This is a genomic window from Streptomyces sp. NPDC002867, from assembly GCF_053591895.1.
Window position 1 is genome coordinate 21,567 of the sequence record NZ_JBSFUR010000050.1, and the last position, 21,048, is coordinate 42,614.

Annotated in this window: 15 protein-coding genes and 2 pseudogenes; 8 read left to right on the top strand and 9 right to left on the bottom strand. The window is 69.9% G+C overall.

Annotation, left to right across the window (positions count from 1 at the left end):
- Positions 1-1,447: 1,447 nt before the first annotated feature.
- Complete coding sequence (locus tag ACWD0A_RS29860; protein WP_451303105.1) at positions 1,448-2,083, bottom strand: hypothetical protein; 636 nt, start codon at positions 2,081-2,083, stop codon at positions 1,448-1,450.
- A gap of 14 nt (positions 2,084-2,097) precedes the next feature.
- The gene (locus ACWD0A_RS29865) at positions 2,098-6,780 is read right to left on the bottom strand and encodes a ricin-type beta-trefoil lectin domain protein (RefSeq protein WP_451303107.1); all 4,683 of its coding nucleotides are present in this window, start codon (positions 6,778-6,780) and stop codon (positions 2,098-2,100) included.
- A 669-nt stretch (positions 6,781-7,449) separates the two neighbouring features.
- On the opposite strand from ACWD0A_RS29865, the pseudogene ACWD0A_RS29870 reads away from it, so the two are divergent.
- Together ACWD0A_RS29870 and ACWD0A_RS29875 are read left to right on the top strand one after the other, a co-directional pair.
- Positions 7,450-7,914 (top strand): annotated as a pseudogene (locus tag ACWD0A_RS29870) (UvrD-helicase domain-containing protein); the annotation flags it as partial.
- 469 nt (positions 7,915-8,383) lie between these two features.
- Complete coding sequence (locus tag ACWD0A_RS29875) at positions 8,384-8,623, top strand: 3'-5' exonuclease (protein ID WP_451303133.1); 240 nt, start codon at positions 8,384-8,386, stop codon at positions 8,621-8,623.
- A 112-nt stretch (positions 8,624-8,735) separates the two neighbouring features.
- On the opposite strand, the gene ACWD0A_RS29880 is transcribed toward ACWD0A_RS29875, so the two are convergent.
- Positions 8,736-9,329 carry a TetR/AcrR family transcriptional regulator gene (locus ACWD0A_RS29880; protein WP_451303109.1) on the bottom strand — a complete coding sequence of 198 codons (594 nt, stop codon included), beginning with the start codon at positions 9,327-9,329 and terminating at the stop codon, positions 8,736-8,738.
- 51 nt (positions 9,330-9,380) lie between these two features.
- Between ACWD0A_RS29880 and ACWD0A_RS29885 the strand changes: the two genes are divergently transcribed.
- The 3 genes from ACWD0A_RS29885 to ACWD0A_RS29895 all read left to right on the top strand — a co-directional run bounded on the left by ACWD0A_RS29885 (position 9,381) and on the right by ACWD0A_RS29895 (position 10,855).
- On the top strand, positions 9,381-10,313 hold the full coding sequence (locus ACWD0A_RS29885) for a DUF2867 domain-containing protein (protein ID WP_451303111.1): 933 nt from the start codon (positions 9,381-9,383) through the stop codon (positions 10,311-10,313).
- A 42-nt stretch (positions 10,314-10,355) separates the two neighbouring features.
- Positions 10,356-10,430: a 50S ribosomal protein bL37 gene (locus ACWD0A_RS29890; RefSeq protein WP_373297613.1), complete on the top strand. Its 75-nt coding sequence runs from the start codon at positions 10,356-10,358 to the stop codon at positions 10,428-10,430.
- A 203-nt stretch (positions 10,431-10,633) separates the two neighbouring features.
- Complete coding sequence (locus ACWD0A_RS29895; RefSeq protein ID WP_451303113.1) at positions 10,634-10,855, top strand: hypothetical protein; 222 nt, start codon at positions 10,634-10,636, stop codon at positions 10,853-10,855.
- A gap of 252 nt (positions 10,856-11,107) precedes the next feature.
- On the opposite strand, the gene ACWD0A_RS29900 is transcribed toward ACWD0A_RS29895, so the two are convergent.
- Entirely contained in the window at positions 11,108-12,304 is a 1,197-nt protein-coding gene (locus ACWD0A_RS29900; RefSeq protein WP_451303115.1) for a GDSL-type esterase/lipase family protein, read from the bottom strand.
- Between the two features lie 338 nt (positions 12,305-12,642).
- On the opposite strand from ACWD0A_RS29900, the gene ACWD0A_RS29905 reads away from it, so the two are divergent.
- The 3 genes and pseudogenes from ACWD0A_RS29905 to ACWD0A_RS29915 form a co-directional block, all read left to right on the top strand.
- A complete protein-coding gene (locus ACWD0A_RS29905) occupies positions 12,643-13,440 on the top strand; it encodes an HAD-IIA family hydrolase (RefSeq protein ID WP_451303117.1) in 798 nt (265 codons plus the stop codon).
- 206 nt (positions 13,441-13,646) lie between these two features.
- A complete protein-coding gene (locus ACWD0A_RS29910) occupies positions 13,647-13,943 on the top strand; it encodes a GYD domain-containing protein (RefSeq protein ID WP_451303119.1) in 297 nt (98 codons plus the stop codon).
- A 374-nt stretch (positions 13,944-14,317) separates the two neighbouring features.
- A pseudogene (locus tag ACWD0A_RS29915) lies at positions 14,318-14,580 on the top strand (transposase); the annotation flags it as partial.
- Positions 14,581-15,510: 930 nt separating this feature from the next.
- Here the strand turns inward: ACWD0A_RS29915 and ACWD0A_RS29920 are convergent.
- The 5 genes from ACWD0A_RS29920 to ACWD0A_RS29940 form a co-directional block, all read right to left on the bottom strand.
- Positions 15,511-15,957 carry a hypothetical protein gene (locus ACWD0A_RS29920; RefSeq protein ID WP_451303121.1) on the bottom strand — a complete coding sequence of 149 codons (447 nt, stop codon included), beginning with the start codon at positions 15,955-15,957 and terminating at the stop codon, positions 15,511-15,513.
- Positions 15,954-19,058: a DNRLRE domain-containing protein gene (locus ACWD0A_RS29925; protein ID WP_451303123.1), complete on the bottom strand. Its 3,105-nt coding sequence runs from the start codon at positions 19,056-19,058 to the stop codon at positions 15,954-15,956. The genes ACWD0A_RS29920 and ACWD0A_RS29925 overlap by 4 nt, the downstream gene beginning before the upstream one ends.
- A gap of 460 nt (positions 19,059-19,518) precedes the next feature.
- A complete protein-coding gene (locus ACWD0A_RS29930; RefSeq protein ID WP_451303125.1) occupies positions 19,519-19,647 on the bottom strand; it encodes a hypothetical protein in 129 nt (42 codons plus the stop codon).
- A gap of 210 nt (positions 19,648-19,857) precedes the next feature.
- A complete protein-coding gene (locus ACWD0A_RS29935; protein WP_451303127.1) occupies positions 19,858-20,205 on the bottom strand; it encodes a hypothetical protein in 348 nt (115 codons plus the stop codon).
- Positions 20,206-20,427: 222 nt separating this feature from the next.
- A complete protein-coding gene (locus ACWD0A_RS29940; protein ID WP_451303129.1) occupies positions 20,428-20,646 on the bottom strand; it encodes a hypothetical protein in 219 nt (72 codons plus the stop codon).
- Between the last annotated feature and the right edge of the window lie 402 nt (positions 20,647-21,048).

Below are 21,048 nucleotides of genomic sequence, written 5' to 3' on the forward strand. Positions count from 1 at the left end.
GAGGCGTAGACCCCGCCCCTGTTACAGGCCCTGGCGCTGGCCGGATCAGGTCGGTCCCCTCGGTGGCGTCTATGGACACGGTGCGGTGGTTCAAAGGGAGAACACGACGGGCTTGATGGCTGATCCGTACTCTGAGCGGCCAGTGGGGTGCTTAATTGGGCGGCATCCTCAGGGACCCCGCTAGCTGGATACTTCTCCCCTGGTTCCGCCACGTCCGGGCGACTGCCGGGACCTCTTGTCCGCAAGCGACGAACAGCCAATTCCGCATTGGCGCGATACAACGTGGCTACCGCCGTCACGCCCTGATACCACGGGAACAAGATCTGACATGTGGGCGGGGGAACGTGGGCTGGCAGGAAGAGGTCGTTTCGGCGCTGGACGCCTGGGTGGCGCACGAAGGAGTGCCCACACGCGAACCGCGCTGGCGTTCCGTGGGACGCGCAGTACGCGGCAGCACACCCGGGGAGTACGTCGTCGACGTCCGCGGTTCGGACGTCGCAACGGACCAACTCCAGGGTGAGGGGCTGAGACTGGCTGGTCCGGAAGAGAACGGTGTGGATGCAGGCCACTCGGTGCTGGACGTCTTCAAGGACGGCACCGCACTGCGCGTCCGTGTCGCCGAGTTCGCGGATCCGGCCGACCCCGCACCTGTGGATGAAACCGCAGCCCACCGGCTTCTTGGTGAAGGTGCTGCGAGATGGCATGGCCGGGCTCACGGGCGCTCCGCTCGCCCGTCTGATGGCGCGTGGTGAGGCGGGGACTGGGCGGCTCGCACCGGTCGGCCTGCCCCCGGGGACACTTCTGTCGTGCTCAGGACCTCGCTTGTCGGGCTTGCACGGGTGAAGGACTGTGGCTGGTATGGGGACCGCCCGGAACGGGGAAGACCACCGTCCTCAAACGTGCCATCGCGACTTGATCGCACGGGGTAAACGGATCCCGCTGGTCTCAGCCACCAACATCGCTGTGGTCAACGCCCTGTGGGGTGTGGCGTACCCGCCCCGCCGCACCGCTTCTGACTCGGCCTCATCGTCACGCCCGCCGTGGTGAACGGCCCGTCCTCGCCGCGATCTTGGACAAATGACGGGTCCTTGAAGTCAAGCGGTGCGGAGGTGGCCGACATGTCGATGGCGACGTAGCGGACGCGCTGTCTCCAGGTCGGGGGCGTGGCGGGGAGCCAGGCCGGGACATCGATGACGGTACGGCCTTCGAGCTGGCCGGGCGAAGCTGGGCGTGGCCCGACCTTGTCAGCGCCTCCCGGGAGGCTCCAACCTGCGCAGGAAGCACCCGCTGCGAACCTCCTCTGGCAGGCGACCCGCCTTGTCTGCCGGAATCGCGACGAACCCCAGCTCCGTCACGTAGGACGCACCGCTTTCCGGGGCCGCATGATGACGTCGGCCCGCACCCCTGGCAGGGGTTCGGGCCGACGCGTAGCGAACCGGTTGCCGGCCTATGGGCCGACGAGGTACTTGATGTCGCTCACAACGTACTCGCCGTAGCGGAGCGCCGCCCCGAGCGCCTCCAGCCTCGCGTACTGCTCTGCGGACAGATGCAGGTACTCAGGGGACAACGAGGCGCTCTTCGTGGGCAGGACCTGCAGCAGCAGCCGGAAGGCGAGATCGGGACTGCAGTGGCGGACGCACTCGGCGAGCGCATCCGTCACCTCCTCGCCGAGGACCGCCCGGAACTCCTCCACCACTGACAGGACCTGATCGGCCAGGTCTCTCCCCTCGAAGCGGTCGGCGCCGGAGAGAGTCGGGGTGTCCGAGCGACGGGAGAGCCATGCGTCACACACGCCGAGCACCTGCCGCATCCACTCGGCACCGTCCCTGGCACGGCCGCGGTGGTAGAAGCGTTCTCCGCCCTCCACGCCTTGCTGCCACAGCTCGGTGATCCGGTCCGGCGGTAGCCCTTCGAGGAGGAGCCTGGCATCGCGCCGGACCAGCAGGACCGCCTCCGGCTCGAGCTCCTCCACGAACTGATCGGCCACGGCCGCCGCTGCCGTGGAGGCGCTCAATGTCCAGTCCTGGTGGAAAAAACTCATGATCCAGGGGACGCCGAACGTGAACTCCGTGGACCGATCCATCGACTGTCTCCTCCTTACTCCGGGTACGCGGTATGGACGTAATAGCCGAACCGGTGGCCCGGCGCACGCTTCAGGATGATCACGTACCGGTTGCCGGCCTGGGTGATCGTCCTGCCGTCCGGGTGGGCGACGAAGCCGAGGGAATTCCTGGCTCCGAAAGTCCCCCTCAGCGTCTTCTGCTGCTCGCGGCCCCGGAGCCACGTGGTGATCTCAGTGGCCTTGTTCGCCAAGGCGTAGTCGACGACCTGCTGAGCTGTCTGGAGGTCTACGAACACGCTGTTCTTCGAGTTCTTGTTCACGGCGAGCCTGAGCGCTTCCGCCTGCGTCGGGTTCACGTGCTGGTCGAGAACGTGAGCCTGAGTGGGGAACTTCTGCGCGTCGGCGACCAGGTCACTGCAATTGTGGACCAGCACGGGGGAGCGACCCGCCAGGACGTAGAACGTGTGCAGGTCGTCGACGGTCAGGTCGTACACCCGCTGGTCCGTCAGACCCCGCCGGTCCCGGAGCGTGGTCACCGTCCGTACGGTCCCGTCCTGCGTCCGGAGCCGGTCGCCCACCTGCAGATCGGACACCACGGTCCAGCCGCGATCGACGACGAAGAAGCGGTGCCCGGCCGTACTGGCGACACGGCCACCGCCGGTGACGCCGATGTCCACCAGCCGGTCGGTGTCGTGCCAGAACGTGCTGAGAACAGGCTCCGCGCGCAACTGGCCGGTGGCGGTGTCGGTAGCCAGTACCTCGTCCGTCCGGCGTACCTCACTGATGGCCTTGCGGGTCCCGTCGGCCATGAGCACCTGCGTGTCGCCGGGGAAACTGTTCACCGTGCACGCGGTGCGGAGATCCTCATACGTGTTGACAGTCCGTTGGATGTCGGCGAGGGTCTCCGGATTCACGTCCAGGGCCTTCAGGGCCTTGAATGCGTCGGTGACGCCGACCCCTGTGTGCATGGCGGCGTCCAGGGCGCGGATCGCCTCGGCGACCTTGGCGAAGGCCTTGCCAGGGATGAAGTTGGACGCCGCCCAGGCGCAGCCGCCGGCGCTGCCGTGCCAGCAGTCGACGAAGTCCTGGACCAGGACGGCCTTCAGCAGCTGGTAGACGACCGTCTGCTGGATCAGGTCGAGCTTGCTGAAGTACCGGGTGACCTCCTTCTTCAGACCCGGGAAGGTCTTGGTCTCGAGAAGCAGCGTGTCCTGTGCCGGGCAGCCCGACGCGGAGGCCGGCACCTCGGGGTTGGTGCAGAGGTAGAAGTCGACGGTCGCCGTGAACGTCACGTCGAAGGTGACGGTGCAGCCCTCGAAGCCGACTTCGATGACGCAGTCGTTCAGTTGCTTCGCGCCGGTGACCTTGACGCTGTCCTCGTCGACGACGTACCAGGTGCCGCCGATGCCGGTGCCGGCCCCGGTCGAGATCTGCTGGTTGGCCGCCTTCCGCTCGGCGGACTCGGCGGCCTGCTGGGCCGACTCGGCGTACTTCTGGGCGTCCTTCGCCGCCTGTTCGGCCGCCGTGGCGGCCTCGGCGGCGCGGGTGGCCGCCGCGCGTGCGTCCTTGGCGTGCTGCTCGGCGCGGCCGGCTGCCTGGTCGGCGGCCGCGGCGTCCGCGGCGGCCTGGCGGCCGTACTCGATCGTGCGGGCCAGCGACGCCGCGGCCTTGGACGCGGCTGTGGCGGCTTCGGCCGCGTAGCCGAGGGCCTCCTTGGAATAGGTACGGGCACGGACCGCGTGGCCCGCGGCGTTCGCGGCATGCTGGTCGGCGGCCTTCACGTCGCCCTGCGCCTGGGCGGCGAGATTCTCGGCCGCGGCCGCTTCGGCCTGCGCGTTCTTGGCGTGGGCGTCGGCGACGGCCTTCTGCTGCTCGGCGATGGACTTCGACGCCTGTCCGGTCAACACGACCAGGCTCGCAGCCGAATCGGTGGTGACGTACGGGGAACCGAGCTGGATGGCGTCGTTGGCCGGCTTGGCGACCTGGGCGGCCGCGTTCCCGGCGTTCGCGGCGGCCTGCGCGGTGACATGGGCGAAGCCCGCCGCCTTCGCCGCCGCCGCCAGCGCCTTGCCGGCCTCCTTGTTCGCCTCGTCCGCGTGGGCCTTGGCGGCCTTCGCGTCCTTCTCCGCCTCGTTGGCCAGCTTGACCGCTGCCGCCGCCTCCGCGGAGGCGTGCTCGGAGGCGTCGATCGCGTCCGCGGCGGCGCTCGTCGCGGTCCGCACCGCGGCGTCCGCCTTCAGCTTCGCCGCCTGCGCCGCATCCGCGTCGGAGCGCGCCCGCTTGGCGGCCGCCTCCGCGCGGGTGGCCGCCGCGTCCGCGTCGGCCGCCGCCTGGGTCGCGGCGTCGGCCACCGTACGGGCCCTGCCTGCGGCCGCCTCGGCGTCATCCGCGTGCGCCGCGGCCGCATCCGCCGCCGCCCGGGACTCCTTCGCGTTCGCGTCGGACTCGTGAGCCTGCGCGAACGCCTCCTTAGCCGCAGCCTTCGCGCGCGCCGCGTTCGCCTTCTGCTCCGCGTCCCACGCGTCGTCCCGCAGATCGCGGGCCTTGTCACGGGCCTTCTCAGCAGCCGTCTTCTTCGCGACCGCGGTGCCCTCGGCGGACTCCGCCTTCTCCTTGGCCGACTGCGCCTTGGACGCCTCGGTCTCGGCGGTCTTGCGGTGCTGCGCCGCCTCGGCCTGCTTGGCCGCCGCGGTCTCCTTCTCCGCCTTGGCCGTCTTCTCCTCGGCCTCCGCCGACAACCGCTTGGCGTGGGCCTCGGCAGCGGCCGCCTTCGCGTCCGCCTCGGCCTTCACCGCCACGGCCAGCTTGGCCTCGGCCGTCTCCTTGTCCTTCTTGGCGTTGTCCCGGTGCACCTTGGCCGCATCCGCAGCCGCCTTCGCCTGCAACTCCGCCTTGTGCGCGGCCTCCTTGCGGAACTCCGCGTTGACCTGCGCGGCCTGAGCCAACGCACGCTGGGCGATCGTCGCGCTGTCATTGGCGGCGGCACGGGTGGCGGCCTCGGCGGTCTCGCCGGCCTTCACCATCGCCGTGAGCGCGGCCACGGCACCCTTGGTGACCTGAGCCTTCTGCTGCCCGACCAGAAGACCACGACCCCGCGGCGCACCAGCGGCATCCGCGATGCCGTACGCGGCCTGCTCGGCGGCATCGGACGTGGTGGCCGACTTCTTGGCGTTCTCCAGCTGCGTCTTGAGCGTGGCCAGGTGCTTCTTCGCCGCCGCCTGAGTGTCGGCGATGCTCTTCTTCGCTCTGTCGAACTGCGCCTTCTCCGGGTACGACAGGCTGTCGGTGCCCTTGTGCCCGGACGGCTTGATCAAAAACTTCTGCGCACTGGCGTCCTTGCAGTCCCACAGCCGCGCGTCCGTGCTCTTGGTGAACGAACTCAGGTCCACACACCTGCCCGTGGAGAGGCTCTTCAGGGGCGAGGTGGCTCGGACGTCGCCCTTCCACGACTGCCCCTTGGACTTGTAGCAGTCCGAGATCTGGATCTTCGTGCCGTTCGCCGACGCGTTCCCCGCCACATCCAGGCACTTCTGCGAGCCGACGTTGCGGAGGTGGAGGTCGTCCTCACTGCCCTCGAGGGTCCACTGCTGCGCCGCGCCGCCGTTGCAGGTGTAGATCTGGACCGGTGTGCCGTTGGTCTTGCCACCGCCCTGAACGTCCAGGCAGGTGCCGTTCGCGCCCGGCACCTCGATCGTCACATGGCTGTCGCCGATCCAGCCCACACCGCCGGGGGACCAGTAGTCCTGCCAGCGGGCGTAGTAGTCCGCGAGCCACGACTGGCCGACTATCTGCCCCAGGGCGAACGTGCCGTCCTGCAACGCCTTCGTGGCGGTGGAACTGGCGCCGAGGATCTGCTGCCGCTGGGTCGCCTGCGAGGCGATCTCCTGCTGCCATTCGGCGGACGCCTGCGCCACCTCTTTGCCGAGAACCCGGTTCGGGTCGATCGGGTCGTGCCACGCGCACGACGCGAAGCGGGTCTTCAGGTCCTCGACCGCGATGCGGAACTCCGGGGTGCCCGGGGCCGGGGCTGTGCGGGGGAAGCCGCCGGAGGCGAGGAAGATACGGGCGTCATCGGCGAACACCCTGGGAACGAAGAACTGGTTGGGCTCGACCTTCCCGGAGTTCTTCTTCCACAGCGCCCACGCCTCCTGTTCTTTCGGCGTCCCTCCGGTGGTGTACAGCGGATCACCGATCGCGAGCGCGGCGGCCTTCGTCTTGTCGTCAGCGGTGGGCGACGGGTCCCAGAACGGGTTGAGAACCCCCTCCTCCGGACTGGAGTACGACTGCCACAGCCACGGCAGCAGCCCGATCCGGTCGTAGATCTTGTTCGCGTCGCGCGGTTCGCCGGGGTAGGACTCCAGGCCGCTTGTGGCACTCGACCACGCGTACCCCTGCTTCTGAACCTTGTCGACCCACTGGTCCTTGCTGTCGCTGTCCGTTCTGTAGGCCTGATGCAGCGGGGTCTTGTCGTTGAAGATGTCCCGTTCGAGCTTCTTGTGGAGCTGATCGGGCGGCAGCGCGATCGCCTCCTGAGCGAGGGCGAACATGCTTGGTCCGCCCTTGCGCAGTGCTTCGCCGGCCAGGCACTGGTCCTCACGCAGCTGTGCGGCTGCCTTGGCGTCATAGCCTTCGTACGAGTCGCGGGCCGGGGCTATGCGCGGTTCGGCGTTCGGGCTGAGCGGAGCGGGCTGGACGGCCAGGCCACCGAGGACGGCCATGGCGGTGACGGACGTGACGGCAGAGGCGAGGGTCGCGGATTTTCGGGATCTGGGGTTGAACAACCCCGGCCCAAGTCGCAAAGGATCGTCCTTCGTAGCGAGCGAGGGCAGGCGGGGGCGACCGCCCGAGGGGGCGGTGATGATGAGCCGGGTCAGTCCGCTGTCCCGGCGCGGGGACAGCGGGCGCAGTCAGCGGCGACCAAGGCGGCTTTAGCAGCAAGCCGGTATCGCGGCATGACGATCCATCCCTCCCCGTGGCGGCACTGTTCCCCCGGCCGCCTACTGATGTGTGCGCGCGTCTGACGGAGTGGTCAAGATCCATCAGACACGGGATCACCATAGACACAAGCCAACTGGCCAGTACAGAGAGCATTTCGGCGCGGGAAGCGCGATGGCGCGAACGTGGAGTGCGGGCAATATGTCGGTATCGTGCTCCTGCACAGTGTGTTCATGGTCGGGATTGCCTGTGTGGTTGCTGTGAAGGTGGGTGGGCGGGGAGGTGCTTGTTGGCCGGAAAACGACCTGATGGCACCCACCCTCGCGGTGTGTTCTTTGCCACAGGTGGGGCCCGTCGTCTCTCGCTCGGCGGCCCCGACGTGCTGGCCCGGGTCGACATCGCCCACGTCGACCAGTTGGCCACCCGCATCGTCAGCGAGGCCGCCCCGGGCAATGCGAAGCGGCGGATCGACGACACGGCGGCGCTCCGCGAGTGGCGGGAGCCGCTGCTGGGGGGTGGGCGAGACCCGCTGGAACGCCGAGTTCCTGAGCGACGAGTGGAATCAGGTCATCCTCGGCCAGGCCGTGACCTCCCGGAGCGACTACTTCGCCGCCCGTCGCGCCGACCGGGGACGCAGCGTCACACGCGCCGAGCGCGCCGGATCTGGCAGCTCGCCGAACGCTTCACCCAGCGGCTGGAGACCAAAGGGCTGGAGACCCATCGCCAGGTCGCGGCACGGGCGGCACGGCTGGAGACCGCTCGCCAGGATCGACGGGCGGGCGGAGGAACGGGGCGGCCTGGACAACATCCACGTCGAGACCGGCTCCGGTGCCTGGCTGCGTTACCGGTACCGGCACATCGTGGTCGACGAGGCCCAGGACCTCAGCGCCGCCCACTGGAAGATGCTGCGCGCCATGGTCCCGGCGGAGCCCGACGACATCTTCCTGGTCGGCGACACACACCAGCGGATCTACGACAACCAGGTCACGCTCGGCAGCCTCGGCGTCCACATCCGGGGCCGTTCCTCCCGGCTGACGCTCAGCTACCGCACGACCCGGGAGATCCTCCGCGACGCGATCCGCGTACTGGGCGACGCGGTCTACGTCGACCTCGACGGCAGCGCCGACAATCTTGCCGGGTACCGCTGCGTCCTCCACGGGTTGAGCCCGTCGCTGCGCGGCGCGCGGAGCTGGGAGGAGGAGATGGACCTCGTCGTCGAGCAGCCGCGGGGCCTGGCACGACGTGCCCCGCGAGTCCTCGGTGAGCTGTGTCCCGACCAACGACATGGTCACTCAGCTCGCCAACCGCCTGGGGCAGCGTGGGATCACCGCCACGGAGATCACGCAGGACGGACCACGGAGCGACCAGGGCCTACACATCGGCACCATGTACCGCTTCAAGGGTCTGGAGTACCGCTGCCTGATCATCGCAGGAGTGTCCGAGGGGCTCGTACCGCGGTCATCGGTGGACTCCCGGGAGCACACCGACCCCACACGCCATCAACGGGAGCTCCACCGCTCCCGCCCCCTGCTCTTCGTTGCCGCGACCCGTGCCCGAGACGCGCTGACCTTTACATGGCACGGCGAGCCGAGCAGATTCTTGGCTCCGCTGTGCTCGGCCCGATGAAAGGCAGGTACCTGCCGATCGCCAGGCAGTGACGACACGTCCGGTCGCCCCCGTCCCGGTGGGTGAGCCTTGCCGGTCGTAGCGGTTCGGGGAGAGGCCCACGAAAGAACAACTACCGCCTCAGCAGGGTGTCCAGGACGGACTCCAGGTACGCGTCCCTCTCCGCGCCCTGTGGCAGGGCGTGGGGCACCGCGTGGGCCAGCTGCGTGTGCCCGAGGTAGGTGCTGTACGCCAGCAGGCCGCGGGTGCGCGCCTCCGCGGCCGGGAAGCCGAGCTCCTCGAAGAGCCACGCCACGTACCCGACCCGGCGCTCCGTCACCCGCCCGAGGACCGCGGCCACTTGGGGGTGCGCGGCGGTCGCGAGCAGCGACACCTCCAGCGGGTCGTCGGCGGCCGACGTCGTCGCCTGCCGCAACAGGGTGCGCAGCCGCCGCTCCGGGTCGGGCTCGGCCTCGACGGCGGTGATGATCTCCTCGGTGCAGATCTCCTCCCAGCGCTCAAGAGCCGCCTCGATCAGCGCCTCACGGTTGGTGAAGTGCCAGTAGAAGCTGCCCTTGGTGGTGCCGAGCCGCGCGGCGAGGGGCTCGACGGCGACGGCGGCGAGCCCGCGCTCGGCCATCGCGGCGAGCGCGGCGTCGGCCCAGTCGCGCACGGTGAGCCGTCGGCGTCCCTGCTCCCGCTTGCTCCTTTTCTCTGCGTGCGGCATGTCCGTACGCTACCGTACGGTTGAACATACGCCACCGTATGGAGGTGCGCCATGCGCGCGGAACGCAATGTCCACGAGCGCGTCGTCGAAGCCCCGGCCGACGTGGTCGGCGCCCTGCTCGACCGCCTCTCGTCGCCGGACGACCCGTTGAGCCCGAGCCCCGTCTGGCCGCCGATCCGCTTCGACCGCCCGCTCGGTGTCGGCGCCGACGGGGGCCACGGCTTCGTGAAGTACCGGGTCACCGCCTACGACCCGGGCCGCGGCATCCGCTTCGACTTCCCGCCGCCGGACAACGGCCACCACGCCCTCACCGTGGAGCGCCTCGACGCCGGCCGTTGCCGCGTCACCCATGTCCTGGAGCAGAAGCAGAACCTCCGGCAGGCACTGCTCTGGTCGCTCGCCATCCGCCCGATGCACGACGTGATGATCGAGGAACTGCTCGACAACGTCGTCCGCGCCGCCACCCCCGACGCGCCCCTGCGGCCCGCGCGCTGGAGCCGCTGGACGCGCCTGATGCGGCGGGCCGTCTGGTACCGGCCGAAGGCCGTGGCCTTCCCGGCGGCGGCCGTCCTCGCCCGACGGGCCTTCGGCGCACCGGACTTCACCGACTCCTGGCAGCTCCCGCTCGACCCCGGCATGCCCAAGGCCCCCGCCGCCTGGCGCGATGTCCTTCCGTACGAGGTCAGGGCGAGCACCCCGGACGAGCTGCTGCTCGGTGAGGACGCGAGCCATCTCGACTTCCGCGCCTCGGTGCTGATCGAGGACGACACAGTCACCCTCACCACCGTCGTCCGGATCCACAACCTGCGCGGCAGGCTCTACTGGGCCGTCGTGCGCCGCCTCCACCCCTTCATGGCCCGCCTGATGCTCAGCCGCACCCACCGCCGCCTGGCCTACGCGGCGCCGCCGGCACCGGTGCGCCTGGCGCGGGAGGCGCAGGCCGGGGCTGCGGGCGCTGATGCGGCAGCCACGGCCCGAACCTAGACTGGCGAGCGCCCGATATGCCCCGAAAGAGGGAGATGTGCCATGTCCAAGCGAGGCAACAAGCGACGCGCCCGCAAGAAGAAGGGCGCGAACCACGGCAAGCGGCCCAACGCCTGATCCTGACCGACTGCCATACGTCCGCCGACGCTTGAGGTCGGGGGACTGCATGGCACAGATGACGGAGCGGCGCCGCCGGGCGACCGTACGGGCTCTCGTGGGAGCCGCGGCGATCCTGGTGACGGCGGCGCTGACCGGCGCATGGTCCGCCCGGCAGGGCGGCCTGCTGATCCTGTCGCAGGCGTTCGACCATCCCCCTGCTCTTGGGCTGGCTGGTCCTGGCCGCCCTCACCGCCGCGGTGCTGGTCGGCGTCCGCCACGCCGTCGTGCGCGTCGCGACGGCCCTGACGGCCGGCGCCGCCGTGGTCCTCGGCGGGCCGCTCTCGCTCCTGCTCGTCCAGGGCGCCGCCACGCAGACCATCCTGAACGCCCGGCGCCGGGCCGCTCCGACCGCCGCCTCGTCGTCGAGGAGGGCGCGGCGGTGATCGACCCGTACTGGCTGGTCCACGTGGACCGGGTACGGGGCCCACCACCCGCCGCCGGCCGGTCGGCCACTTCAACGGCGACGCCTCCAGTCATGCCCTGACCGAGGCCGCCTGGGCCTGTCCCGACCGGATCTGCCTGGTCACGGGCGACGCCGATGGCGTATCGCGCACCCACCTCATCGACCTGTCGCCTGGTACCGGCGAGCCGACCCGGGGACGGTCCCCGCCGGGCTCCCGTGCGGCTGGTGACCGTCAGGACGTCCCGGACAGGGCCGTCAGATACATGCCCGAGGCCCCGGTCCCGGCCGTGTTGCGGCAGCTGTAGTCGCCCGCCGGCTTCGCGTAGACCAGCGAAAGGCAGCGCCCCTGGGCCAGCTGCCCGTAGTAGTTGGGGTGCGCGGACTCCTGCACCGGCCCCTGCGTGCCGTCGCTGTCGATCCACCGCGTCCACTCGCTGGCCGAGGCCGACGGCGGCTGCGTCGCGGTCACCAGGCGGCTGGCCTTCGCACAGACCTCGCGGCCCTGGAGCATGTCCCGCAGATCCAGGAACTGCGTGCCCTTCGCCGCCGCCAGCGCCTTCAACCGGTCGGCGAGCTGCGGCACGAGCGAGTCGCGCGCCCAGTCGGCGTCCAGGTTCCAGAAGGGGCACCCGCCGGTGTTCACCCGCGACCAGCCGCTCTCCGCGTACCGGTTCTCGCTGCCCCGGGGGATCGGCGACGGGTACGACTGGAGCACGATCCGGTACGAGGAGGCCGCGTATCCGGCCCCGGACATCACCGCGCGGACCTCGTCGACGGCCTTGCCGACGTTCGCCATCACGGTGTCGATCTTCGCGTCCACGACGTCCTGCTGATCGTCGTGGCAGTACGAGTAGTAGAGGATGTAGTCCTTCGCGCAGGTCGTGATGATGTCGGCGAACCCGAGGTCGTTGCCGCCGATCGACAGCGCGATCACCTTGACGTCATACCTCGCGGCCACGGCGGCGAGTTGGTCCGCCTGCGGCGCCTCACCCTTGAACCACGTGCCCCCGCTGGACGCCCGGAAGACGTTCTGCGTCGTCGCCCCGGAACAGGCGAGGTTCACCAGCGCCTGGGTCGTCCCGGTGGCGCTGCGCACCTCCGCGGAGTCCGACCGGTGGCACCCGTTCACGGCGGTCGTCCCGTACACCCGCGTCGGGTCGTACGCGGTCCCGGTCCAGGCCCGGTCGGTGCCGTCCCTGCTGCCTGCGTTGGTGAGGCTGTTGCCCTGCCACCGCCCGGCCTCACCGGAGATGTAACTGTCCCCGAGCGCCACGATCGCACTCGCTCCGCTCCCGGGCCCGGCCTGCGCGGTCCCGGCCCCGGCGACCACGAGGCCACAGAAGGCGAGCGGCCCGGCGACGGCGGCCCGAAGCCACCGCTGACGGCGGGCGGTCAGTGGCATCACTCTGAACAGACGGAATCCAGACACGGCGAACTCCTGCTGCTGGCCACGGAAGAGAGCGATTTCCGGTCGTTCTCGACGAGGATGTGGCGTACGGGTGGGGGAGCCTCCGGCCGGTGGCATGCGGAATCTGGCACGTCGCGTCTTGTTACCGCTAGGTAGGTGCAGGTCTCTTTTCCGTCACGGGGTTGATCCGAGCAATGGGCTTCTTTTGGCCATCCGTACGGGAGCTGCCCGAAACCCGGAGTAGCGCGAGGCGGGGCCGCAGTTGCGGCATGATCACAGTGCCGGCATGGACTACGCGTGCTCCGGGCGGGGCGGGCGGCCGAGCTGCCGGAGCGGACCGGCCTCGGTACGGTCGTTGCATGGAACGGGTCGGCGCGGTCCTGATCGATATCGACGGGGTGCTCACCGTCTCCTGGAAGCCATTGCCCGGTGCGGTCGAGGCGATGCGACATCTGCGTGAGCACCGCGTACCGCTGGCGCTGCTCACCAACACCACGTCCCGCACGCGCGATTCCATCGCGACGGTCCTGGCGCAGGCCGGCTTTCCCGTCACCGCCGAAGACGTCCTCACCGCGCCGGCCGCCACCGCCGTGTACCTCACCGAGCACTTTCCCGGCGCGCGCTGTCTGCTGCTCAACAGCGGCGACATCGCCGACGGCCTCGCGGGCGTCACGCTGATCGAGCCGGATGACCCCGCCCCTGCCGACGTGGTGGTCGTCGGCGGGGCGGGCCCGGAGTTCGACTACGCGTCCCTCAACCGTGCGTTCGCCCACCTCCGGCAGGGCGCCCGCCTGGTGGCCATGCACCGCAACCTCTACTGGCGCACGGAGTCGGACCTCACCCTCGACACGGGCGCCTTCCTGCTGGGCCTGGAGCGTGCAGCGGACGTCGAGGCGGAGGTCATCGGCAAACCCGCCGCCGCGTTCTTCGCGACGGCCCTGTCCCGCGTGGGCGCCGCTGCCTCCGAGACACTGATGGTCGGCGACGACATCGAGTCGGACGTCCTCGCAGCCCAGCGCAACGGGCTGACGGGTGTCCTGGTCAAGACGGGAAAGTACCGCCGGGAGACACACGAGGCGGCGTCGGGGACACCGGACCATGTGCTGGATTCGTTCGCGGATGTGCCGGGCCTGCTGAAGGACGGGACCGGCGCGTAATCGAGTTCCGAACCGAACCACTTCGGCTGCCGTCGGTGGCGACGCAGTGGTGGCGGAAGCCGCACTACTTGTGCTGACGGGCTGCCTGCCGCTCGAGGAAGCGATGGCTCCTCTCACTCGTTCAGATGCGCCTTTCATGCACATTGCGCGCCTCATGCCCAGAGTTGACCGTGATGCGTTGTGTCTCCTCACAGAGGTAAAGGATCATGCCTACATTTGTTGCGCTGCTGAACTGGACCGACCAGGGGATCCGCGGCTACAAGGACACCCCGCAACGCGCCGAGGCCTTCGCCGCAGCGGCGCAGAAGCTCGGGGTGAAGGTCCTGAACCTCTACTGGACGGTCGGTCCGTACGACCTCGTGGCAGTCGTCGAGGCGCCCGACGACGAGACCGCCACCGCAGTGCTCCTACAGGTCGGAGGGTTGGGCAACGTCCGTAGCACGACGCTGCGGGCCTTCGGCCGGGAGGAGATGGACCGCATCATCGCCAAAGCTGCCGGCTGAGGGGACGCCCACGTCGAGGATCTGCGGACCCCCGACATACGCCCGCTCCGAGCGGCAGGCGCCTGCACATACGCGAAGACCCCGTCCTCAGCGAAAGCGCTGGTGGCGGGGTCTTTGGGCACTTCCTGCGAAGTGCCCCCGGCAGGATTCGAACCTACGCACACGGCTCCGGAGTGATTGTGCCGATCATGTCCTGCATGCTATCTGACCTGCGCGGGAGCCGACGGGGGGTTCCAAGGATGCGCGTACTGTGTCGGAGCTGTGTCGCGCGGACTGCCGGAATCCTGCGCTCGTTGCGCGGATGCGGGCAGGCCAGGCAGGCTCCGAGAGGCTTAGAGATCATCTCATTTGGCCGGGTCGGTAGCCTGTCGGTCGTGGTGGGGATTGTTGAGCGGCTGGTGCCGGACGAGTTGTGGGAGCTGTTCCAGCGTGTGGTGCCGGAGGCGCCGTCGCGGCCTCAGGGTGGTGGCCGACGCCGGCATGGCGACCGGGAAGTGCTGGCCGCGATCGTGTTCGTGGCCACGTCGGGCTGCACGTGGCAGCAGTTGCCATCCGCGTCGTTCGGACCATCAGGAGCAACGGCCCACCGGCGCTTCTCGGAGTGGACGAAGGCCGCGTGTGGGCCGAGCTCTACCGCCCCATACCTGTACTCGGCGAAGCGGACGCCCCCTGCGTACTGGCACCGCCTGCGCGAGATGGCTCAACTTGTCGCGGATTCCCCACACGTAGCCAAATGAGATGACCTCTTAGGGTTCGCACCTCCCGACCGCCGCAAGAACCGCCCCGCCCCGGAGGACCGAGTGCACCGCCGCACCTTCCTCAACGCCGTGTCCTGCGCCGTAAGCTCGGTGGTCCTTGCCGGAGCCGCGCCCGCGGTCGGCAGCAGCGACGTCGTGCGGCTGCGGCAGCAGCTCGACACCCTCTTGGCTCTCGACAATCAGCGCGGCGGCCACGACACCCTGGAGCGGGCCGCGCTAGCCGGCGCCCGAGAAGTGCTCATGCTCCAGGCAAAGGCCGCCACCCAGCGCACCCAGCAGCGGCTGTTCTCACTTGCCGCCGACTACACCACGACCGCAGCCTGGTCGTGTGTCGACGCCGGCGAACACGACCGTGCCGACGCCCACCTCGACCGGGCTCTGCAACTGGCCGGTCTCGCCCAGGACCCGGCCGCAGCCATGTGCGTGTGGAACTCGGTCTCCATGCTCGCCAACCAACGCGGGAACTACATCCATGCCCTCGCAGCCGGCCAAGCGGCCCGGGCAACTGCCATCACCCGCCGCGACCCCCTCTTCGCGAGCCTCGGGCACGCCCGCACTGCCATCGCGCAGGCCCGCCTCCCCGGCGAGCGCCAAGCAGCCCTGCGCGGACTCGGCCGCGCCGTTGACGCGTCGGCTTCACCGGAAGCTGGACCGGCGCCAACCCGGCCCCCGGCGCCTTCACCCTCGGAGGTGTGCCGTGCGCGACGGGCTGACCGCCCCCGCCCCCCGGCGGCCCCTGAACACGAAAAAGGCCGGGGCCCCGGTTCTTCCGAACCGGGGCCCCGGCCTTCCGTGGGGAAGGGGACCGCTCAGGCCGCGAGAGGCGCCTTCCGCACCGCGCCGCGGAGCCCCAGGACACAGGCGACGCCGGCGGTGAGGGCGAACAGCACCATCACCGCGTTGACCAGCACGTCCGGTCCGGCGTCCTGCGCCAGCGCGTTGGACGTCGCCGCCCAGACGCCGAGCATCTGCGTGACGGCCACGAGGCCGAATCCAGCGGCACGCGCCCACGAGGGGCCCTTGTCCGCGAAGGAGGCGAGCCCGAGCGCGGCCCCTCCCCAGAGCAGCAGCAGGACCGTCAGCCCTTCGGCGGCGAGGAAGAGGACGCCGCCGAGGCCGCCGTACCCCCCCGCGTCCGTGTGGTCGATCTCAGAGGTGTCCACCACGAACACCGCAAGGGCCAGCTCCATGAGGAGCAGGTAGCAGGCCTCCAGAACGAGGATCAGGGCACCGGCCCGCCTGACGAAAAGGGTCACTGATTGCTCCTCACAAGCCTGCCGCTCTTGATGATCCACAGCTTGCCGTTCCGCTGGGCGCTGCGGCAATCGTCCCGCGCCCTCGTCCCGGCGCTGTTCTGGCCGGTCCGCTTGCGGCCGATCTCCCGGCCGATCGCGTTGTTCTTCAGGTCCATCTGCTTGTCAACGCCCGAGGACGTCGACTCGTGCCGGGTCGCGAACTCGTAGGCGTCCGTGGTGGACAGGCGGATCTCCATCCGCGCGTTCCAGTAGCAGTGCCGGAAGGAGTCACCCGTGCCCTGGAAGAGGGTGCTGTCGGGGTACCAGTCCTGCGCCTGCTTGAACGCCTTGTTCGCCGCGTCGTAGGCCGCGGTGCAGTCGATCGGGTTCCAGAAGCAGTACGACCTCTCGGAGGGCGTGGCGCTGCCGTAGCCGAAGCCCGGGTCCATCAGGACCGGGTAGGCGAGCTCCTGGCCGGCGGCCGGCGCCAGCGAGGCGGTGACCTCGGTGCCCGAGAGCGTGAGCTTCACGGGGATCTCGACGCCCTTGGCGTCCCTGGCGATCGGGGCGGTGATGAAGGTGAGGTTGCCCAGTTCGTCCGAGACGATGATGACGTTGTCCGCTCCCTGCGTGGCCGTCTGGCCGGGACGCAGCTGGAGGGAGTACGCGTAGCTCTTTGCCGCGGACGCGCTCCGCAGCAGGTGGAACGTCTCGACGGCGTTCTGGCTCGTCCGGATGGCGAGGGTGTCCGCGTCCGTCTGCGTGTTGGGGTAGACGATGACGCCGGTCTCGCTGAGGCCGGCGGTCGCGGCGGCACCCGCGGGCATGGTCACGGCGGTCTGGGTGGTCCCGTCCGCGCTCGTGCCCACGATCTCCTGGCCCGCCGTGCCGGGGAGCTCCACGACGCCGGCGGCGAGGACGGACTCCTCCGTCTCGACGACCTCGGGGTCGATCTGCTCCTGGTAGCCCACCGGGGTGTCGTCGACCTCCGGGTACTCGGTGTCGATGGGCCGGTCCTCGGGCTCCGCCTGCTCCTCCTCGGGGTGCAGCAGGTCGGAGAAGTGGGTCTCGGCGATCTGGTTGATGAACGCGGGGGAGAGGGCCCCGGTGATCCGGCCGCTGCGGAAGGTGTACTCCGCCGGGTCCGACCACGTTCCGGCGACGTTCTTGACCCGGGCGGACAGGACGTGCGTGCCGTCCACCGAGGGGGTCAGGGTCACGGTCGCCTTGCCGGCCGTCAGCGCCACGGTGCTCGGCGCGCCACCGTCGAGGGTGTACTCGGCCGTCACCGCCTTGCCCTGGGGATCGGTGATCGTGAACGCTCCGGGCGTCCCCGCGCCGCCGTGCCACAGGCCGTCGGCGGGGTAGGTGGTGGAGCTGACGGCGGGGGCCGCGGGCACGGACGTGTCCACGGTCAGGGTGCGCCAGACGGACCAACCGCCGTTCCAGAGCTTGCCGTCGTACACGGCGATGCGCCACTTGTACGCCCCCGGCGCCAGCGCGCCGGCCGTCCAGGTGCCGGGCTTGCCGGACGGGACGAAGGCGGAGACCCCGCTCGTGACCTTGGCGGTGGCGTCCGCGTTCCACACCTCGAAGGTGAGGCGCACGGAGTCACCGTCGGGGTCGGTGGCCTGACCGGTGAGGGTGGGGGTGGTGTCCGCCGTGACCAGGGCGTCGGCAGGGCTCACCGGGGAGGCCAGGTTCGGCTTGGTGTTGTACGTGACGACGAGGGTCGGCTCGGTGGGGCCCTGGGACCCGTCCACGTAGTTCGCGGAGCGGAAGCGCCGCCAGCTCAGCGAGTCGGCCTCGTCGACCGCGCGCACCTGGAGGCCGTGGTTCGGCTGGCCCGAGGCCCAGGCCTGGACGATCGCGTCCACGTCCCAGCGCATGAAGTTCGCCGGGCACGCCGAACTGAATCCGTACGCAGCCTTGGAGACGACGGCGCCGTCGGCCGTCGTCGCGGGCTGGACCCCCCAGGTCACCGCGCTGGGGTCCCAGTTCGCGGTGATGCGCCGGACGGCCACGCCGGACCCGGTCGTGGCGCAGCTCGACGACCAGTAGGAGTGCAGCCTGAACTCGGTGTCCAGGATCTGCTTGCCGGCGTACTTCGACACGTCGAACTTCACGTACGACCGGGCCTTCGTGGTGCCACCGTCGTACGTCCCGGCCTTCAGCTCGGTCGAACCGCGCTGGGAGTCGGGGTAGTTGGTGGCGACCCAGGTGTCCGTGGACGCCGCCAGGGTCGTCGTCGGGTCGATGTTGACCGGGTAGACGACGTCGGGGTCGGTGAGGAACTCCATGCTCGGCTTGAGGACCAGGACCGCCCGGCCCGCCCCCTGCTCGACGCTGGTCTCGATCTCCATGGAGTGGGTCGGGTCCCCGGACTTCGGGTCCGTGCCCATGCCCCACATGCGAGGGGCCGGGGCGCTGGCGACCAACGCCCCCTTGGAGTCCTCGAGTCGCAGGTGCCCCGACCGCTCCTTCTCCAGGCTCAGGCCCTTGAGGGTGATCGGGAGCCTCAGCTCCACCGGCTTGGTGGGCCGCTCGTTCAGGATGAGCGACTCGGTGAAGCCCTGCGGGAGCGCGGTGACGTGCAGGTCACCGTCGGGAACGACATCGTGGTAGACCGCGGTGTCGCCCTCGACCCGAGGGGTCGGCAGGGACTTCGACGTGGACCAGTCGAGACCGAAGGTCTGCGTCCCCCGGGTGACGGCGGCGAAGTCCTCGGCCCCGCCGTCGGACAGTTCGACGTCGGCCAGGGCGACTTGGGGTTCCAGCCGTTCCCCGGTGTCGACGAGGGTGGTGTCGAGCTGCTTCCACTCGCCACCCTCCTTGACCCGGAACGGTCCGGACGCGGTCTCCGTGGTGAGCGTCCCGTTCGGGTTCGCCCAGGTGCTGGAGGTCTCCGTCCGCTCGGACAGGGCCTCGACGCGCTTCCCCCTCAACGCGGCGGCCAGGCGGGCCGAAGCGAGGTCAGGTGCCTCGGCGCGGCCGGTGGTGGTGTCAACGCCGCTCGATGCGGCGGCGATCGGTGTTTCCTCTACCGCGGTGGCCGGCAGCTGTATGGACAGCGTCAGCGCAACGACGGTCGAGACGGACGCGAGACGTACTGCTCGTCGCATCCATCCCCCCTTAATCGTGCGTTCGATGTGGATCACCTGCGAGGCAGGCGGCGCGTGATCATTTCATGAGGATTGAGTAAAGGAACAGTCATGGACCTATGTGATCAGTCACACGGCGTTTCGAGAGGGTGCAGAACGTGACTGTTCGTGACAAGGGGAGGGGGTGGCCCTCGGTCGTGCCGCCGGATGCGCCCGGACACGCCACAACGACGCAGGCCCCCGGTTCTTCCGAACATGGAGGCAACCAAGCCGGGCAATCTCTGGGGTCGGGAGCAGCGACGCCGGAGGGGTGACGTGGACAGCCCGCCTCCCGGGTATGCCGGAGGGCGGGCCGTCAGATCCGGTGGGGCGCAGCGCCGGTCAGGTTGCAGGACAGGTCATCGACGCGGTCGGCCCCGCACGCGCGGTGCGTGCGGGGCCGGGACGGCTCATGACCCGAGCGGGCGGGGCGCAGCCGGGGTCAGAACGGTGGTTCGTCGCTGTAGCCTCCGGCCCAGCCGGGCCCCGCCTTGTCGGAGGTCAGCGGCGGATGGTCGGCGGTGCGGAGCATCAGGTGCGGCGCACCGGCGCGCGAGAGAGTGCCGGGCATCGTCGGGTGGTGCGGCGCACCGGGTGCGGTGGCGCACCATCGCGGTGCGCACCACGGTGGCGTCCATCGTCATCCGGCGCACCGGAGTGGAGTCCACTCGGTGGAATCCACCGGGTGGAATCCACCGAGTGGCGCCCACTCGATGTTCTGCATCCGGTGGCGATGCGCGACATCGGGTGGACTCCACTCAGTGGACGATGCCCGGCATCGTCACCACAGCCAGGCGTTGGAGTGCCGCACCCGGGACAGGGCGCGGGCATCGCGGCGCGCGGCCGCGTTGCCGATCCGGTTCTGCCGGGAGCGGGGCCGGCGCGACTGCGAGGCGGCGAGGCGGCGCTTCCCGGCTTCCTGGAGTCGCTTCCGCTGCTTGCGCAGTTCTGCCTTCTTCGCGGCCTTCGACTTCGGCTTCCGGCGGCGCTTCCAGATCGGCTGCCACCCCAGGGGCTCGTCAGGGTCCGGCTCCTGGTCCTCGGTGAGCGCGGCGGCCATCTGCTCGCGGGCGGCACGGGCGCGGGCGAGTGCGTCGTCGGGGTTGGGGCGTTCTTCCGGGGTGCTCATGCGACTCCTCCTTAGTAAGAGGAGTCGCCTCCGGCGACACGGCCCACGGGGTCGGCTTCGCCGACGGCTGCAACACCGGTGCTGGTGTTGCGCCGTCTTTGACCGGACAGCCCGGACACCTGCCCTCAGAGCTGGCCGGCCCGTATCTGCTGGTCAGATCCTTAACCGGACAGCCGGACAGTCCGGACAGACCTTGCGGGGAGCTGTTCAGAGGCATTGCAACTACGCCGCGTTGTACTCGTGCGGCCGCCCGCCCCGCCAGTCGATCAACAACGCATCGCTGAGCACCAGCTCGTCAGCATCGGCAAGGCCCGCTCGCCGCAGAAACTCGATCAGGTCCCGATCCGAGTTCGCGAGGCCGAAAATCTCGCCACCCACACGCACGCGCCGGCCGCCCGTCGGCGAGGGCGGGTAGACGACCACAGGTAGCGGCTCACGCATGCCTCCACCCTGCGAGGGATTCCGTCTCGGGGCACACCGACAGCATGAACCGCCCTCAGCCTCAGCGCACAGCGCGTCAGGGCGCTATCGCCCGAGAGGGGTGCCGCCTTCACTGTTCGACCAAGGCGGGCCCCGGCCGGGCCTGTCTCCACCGCGCCTCAGCCCGGCAACTCACGCGTTGCGCGCACAGCTATCAACCGCCCGCTGCCACAGAGCACGGCTTGGCTGGTACACATGAAACGCCGCAGCATCGGCCGATAACCAAAGCAGAGTGCAACGCTTCCTCATTGAATGGGAAGTAGTATCTGGTCACGTCCGCTGGAGTGGTGTAGTGACGGCCACTCGGTGATCTCGTTTTGAGGCTATGCGGTGAGTTCGGTGGGCAGGGCGGTCTCGTCGGTT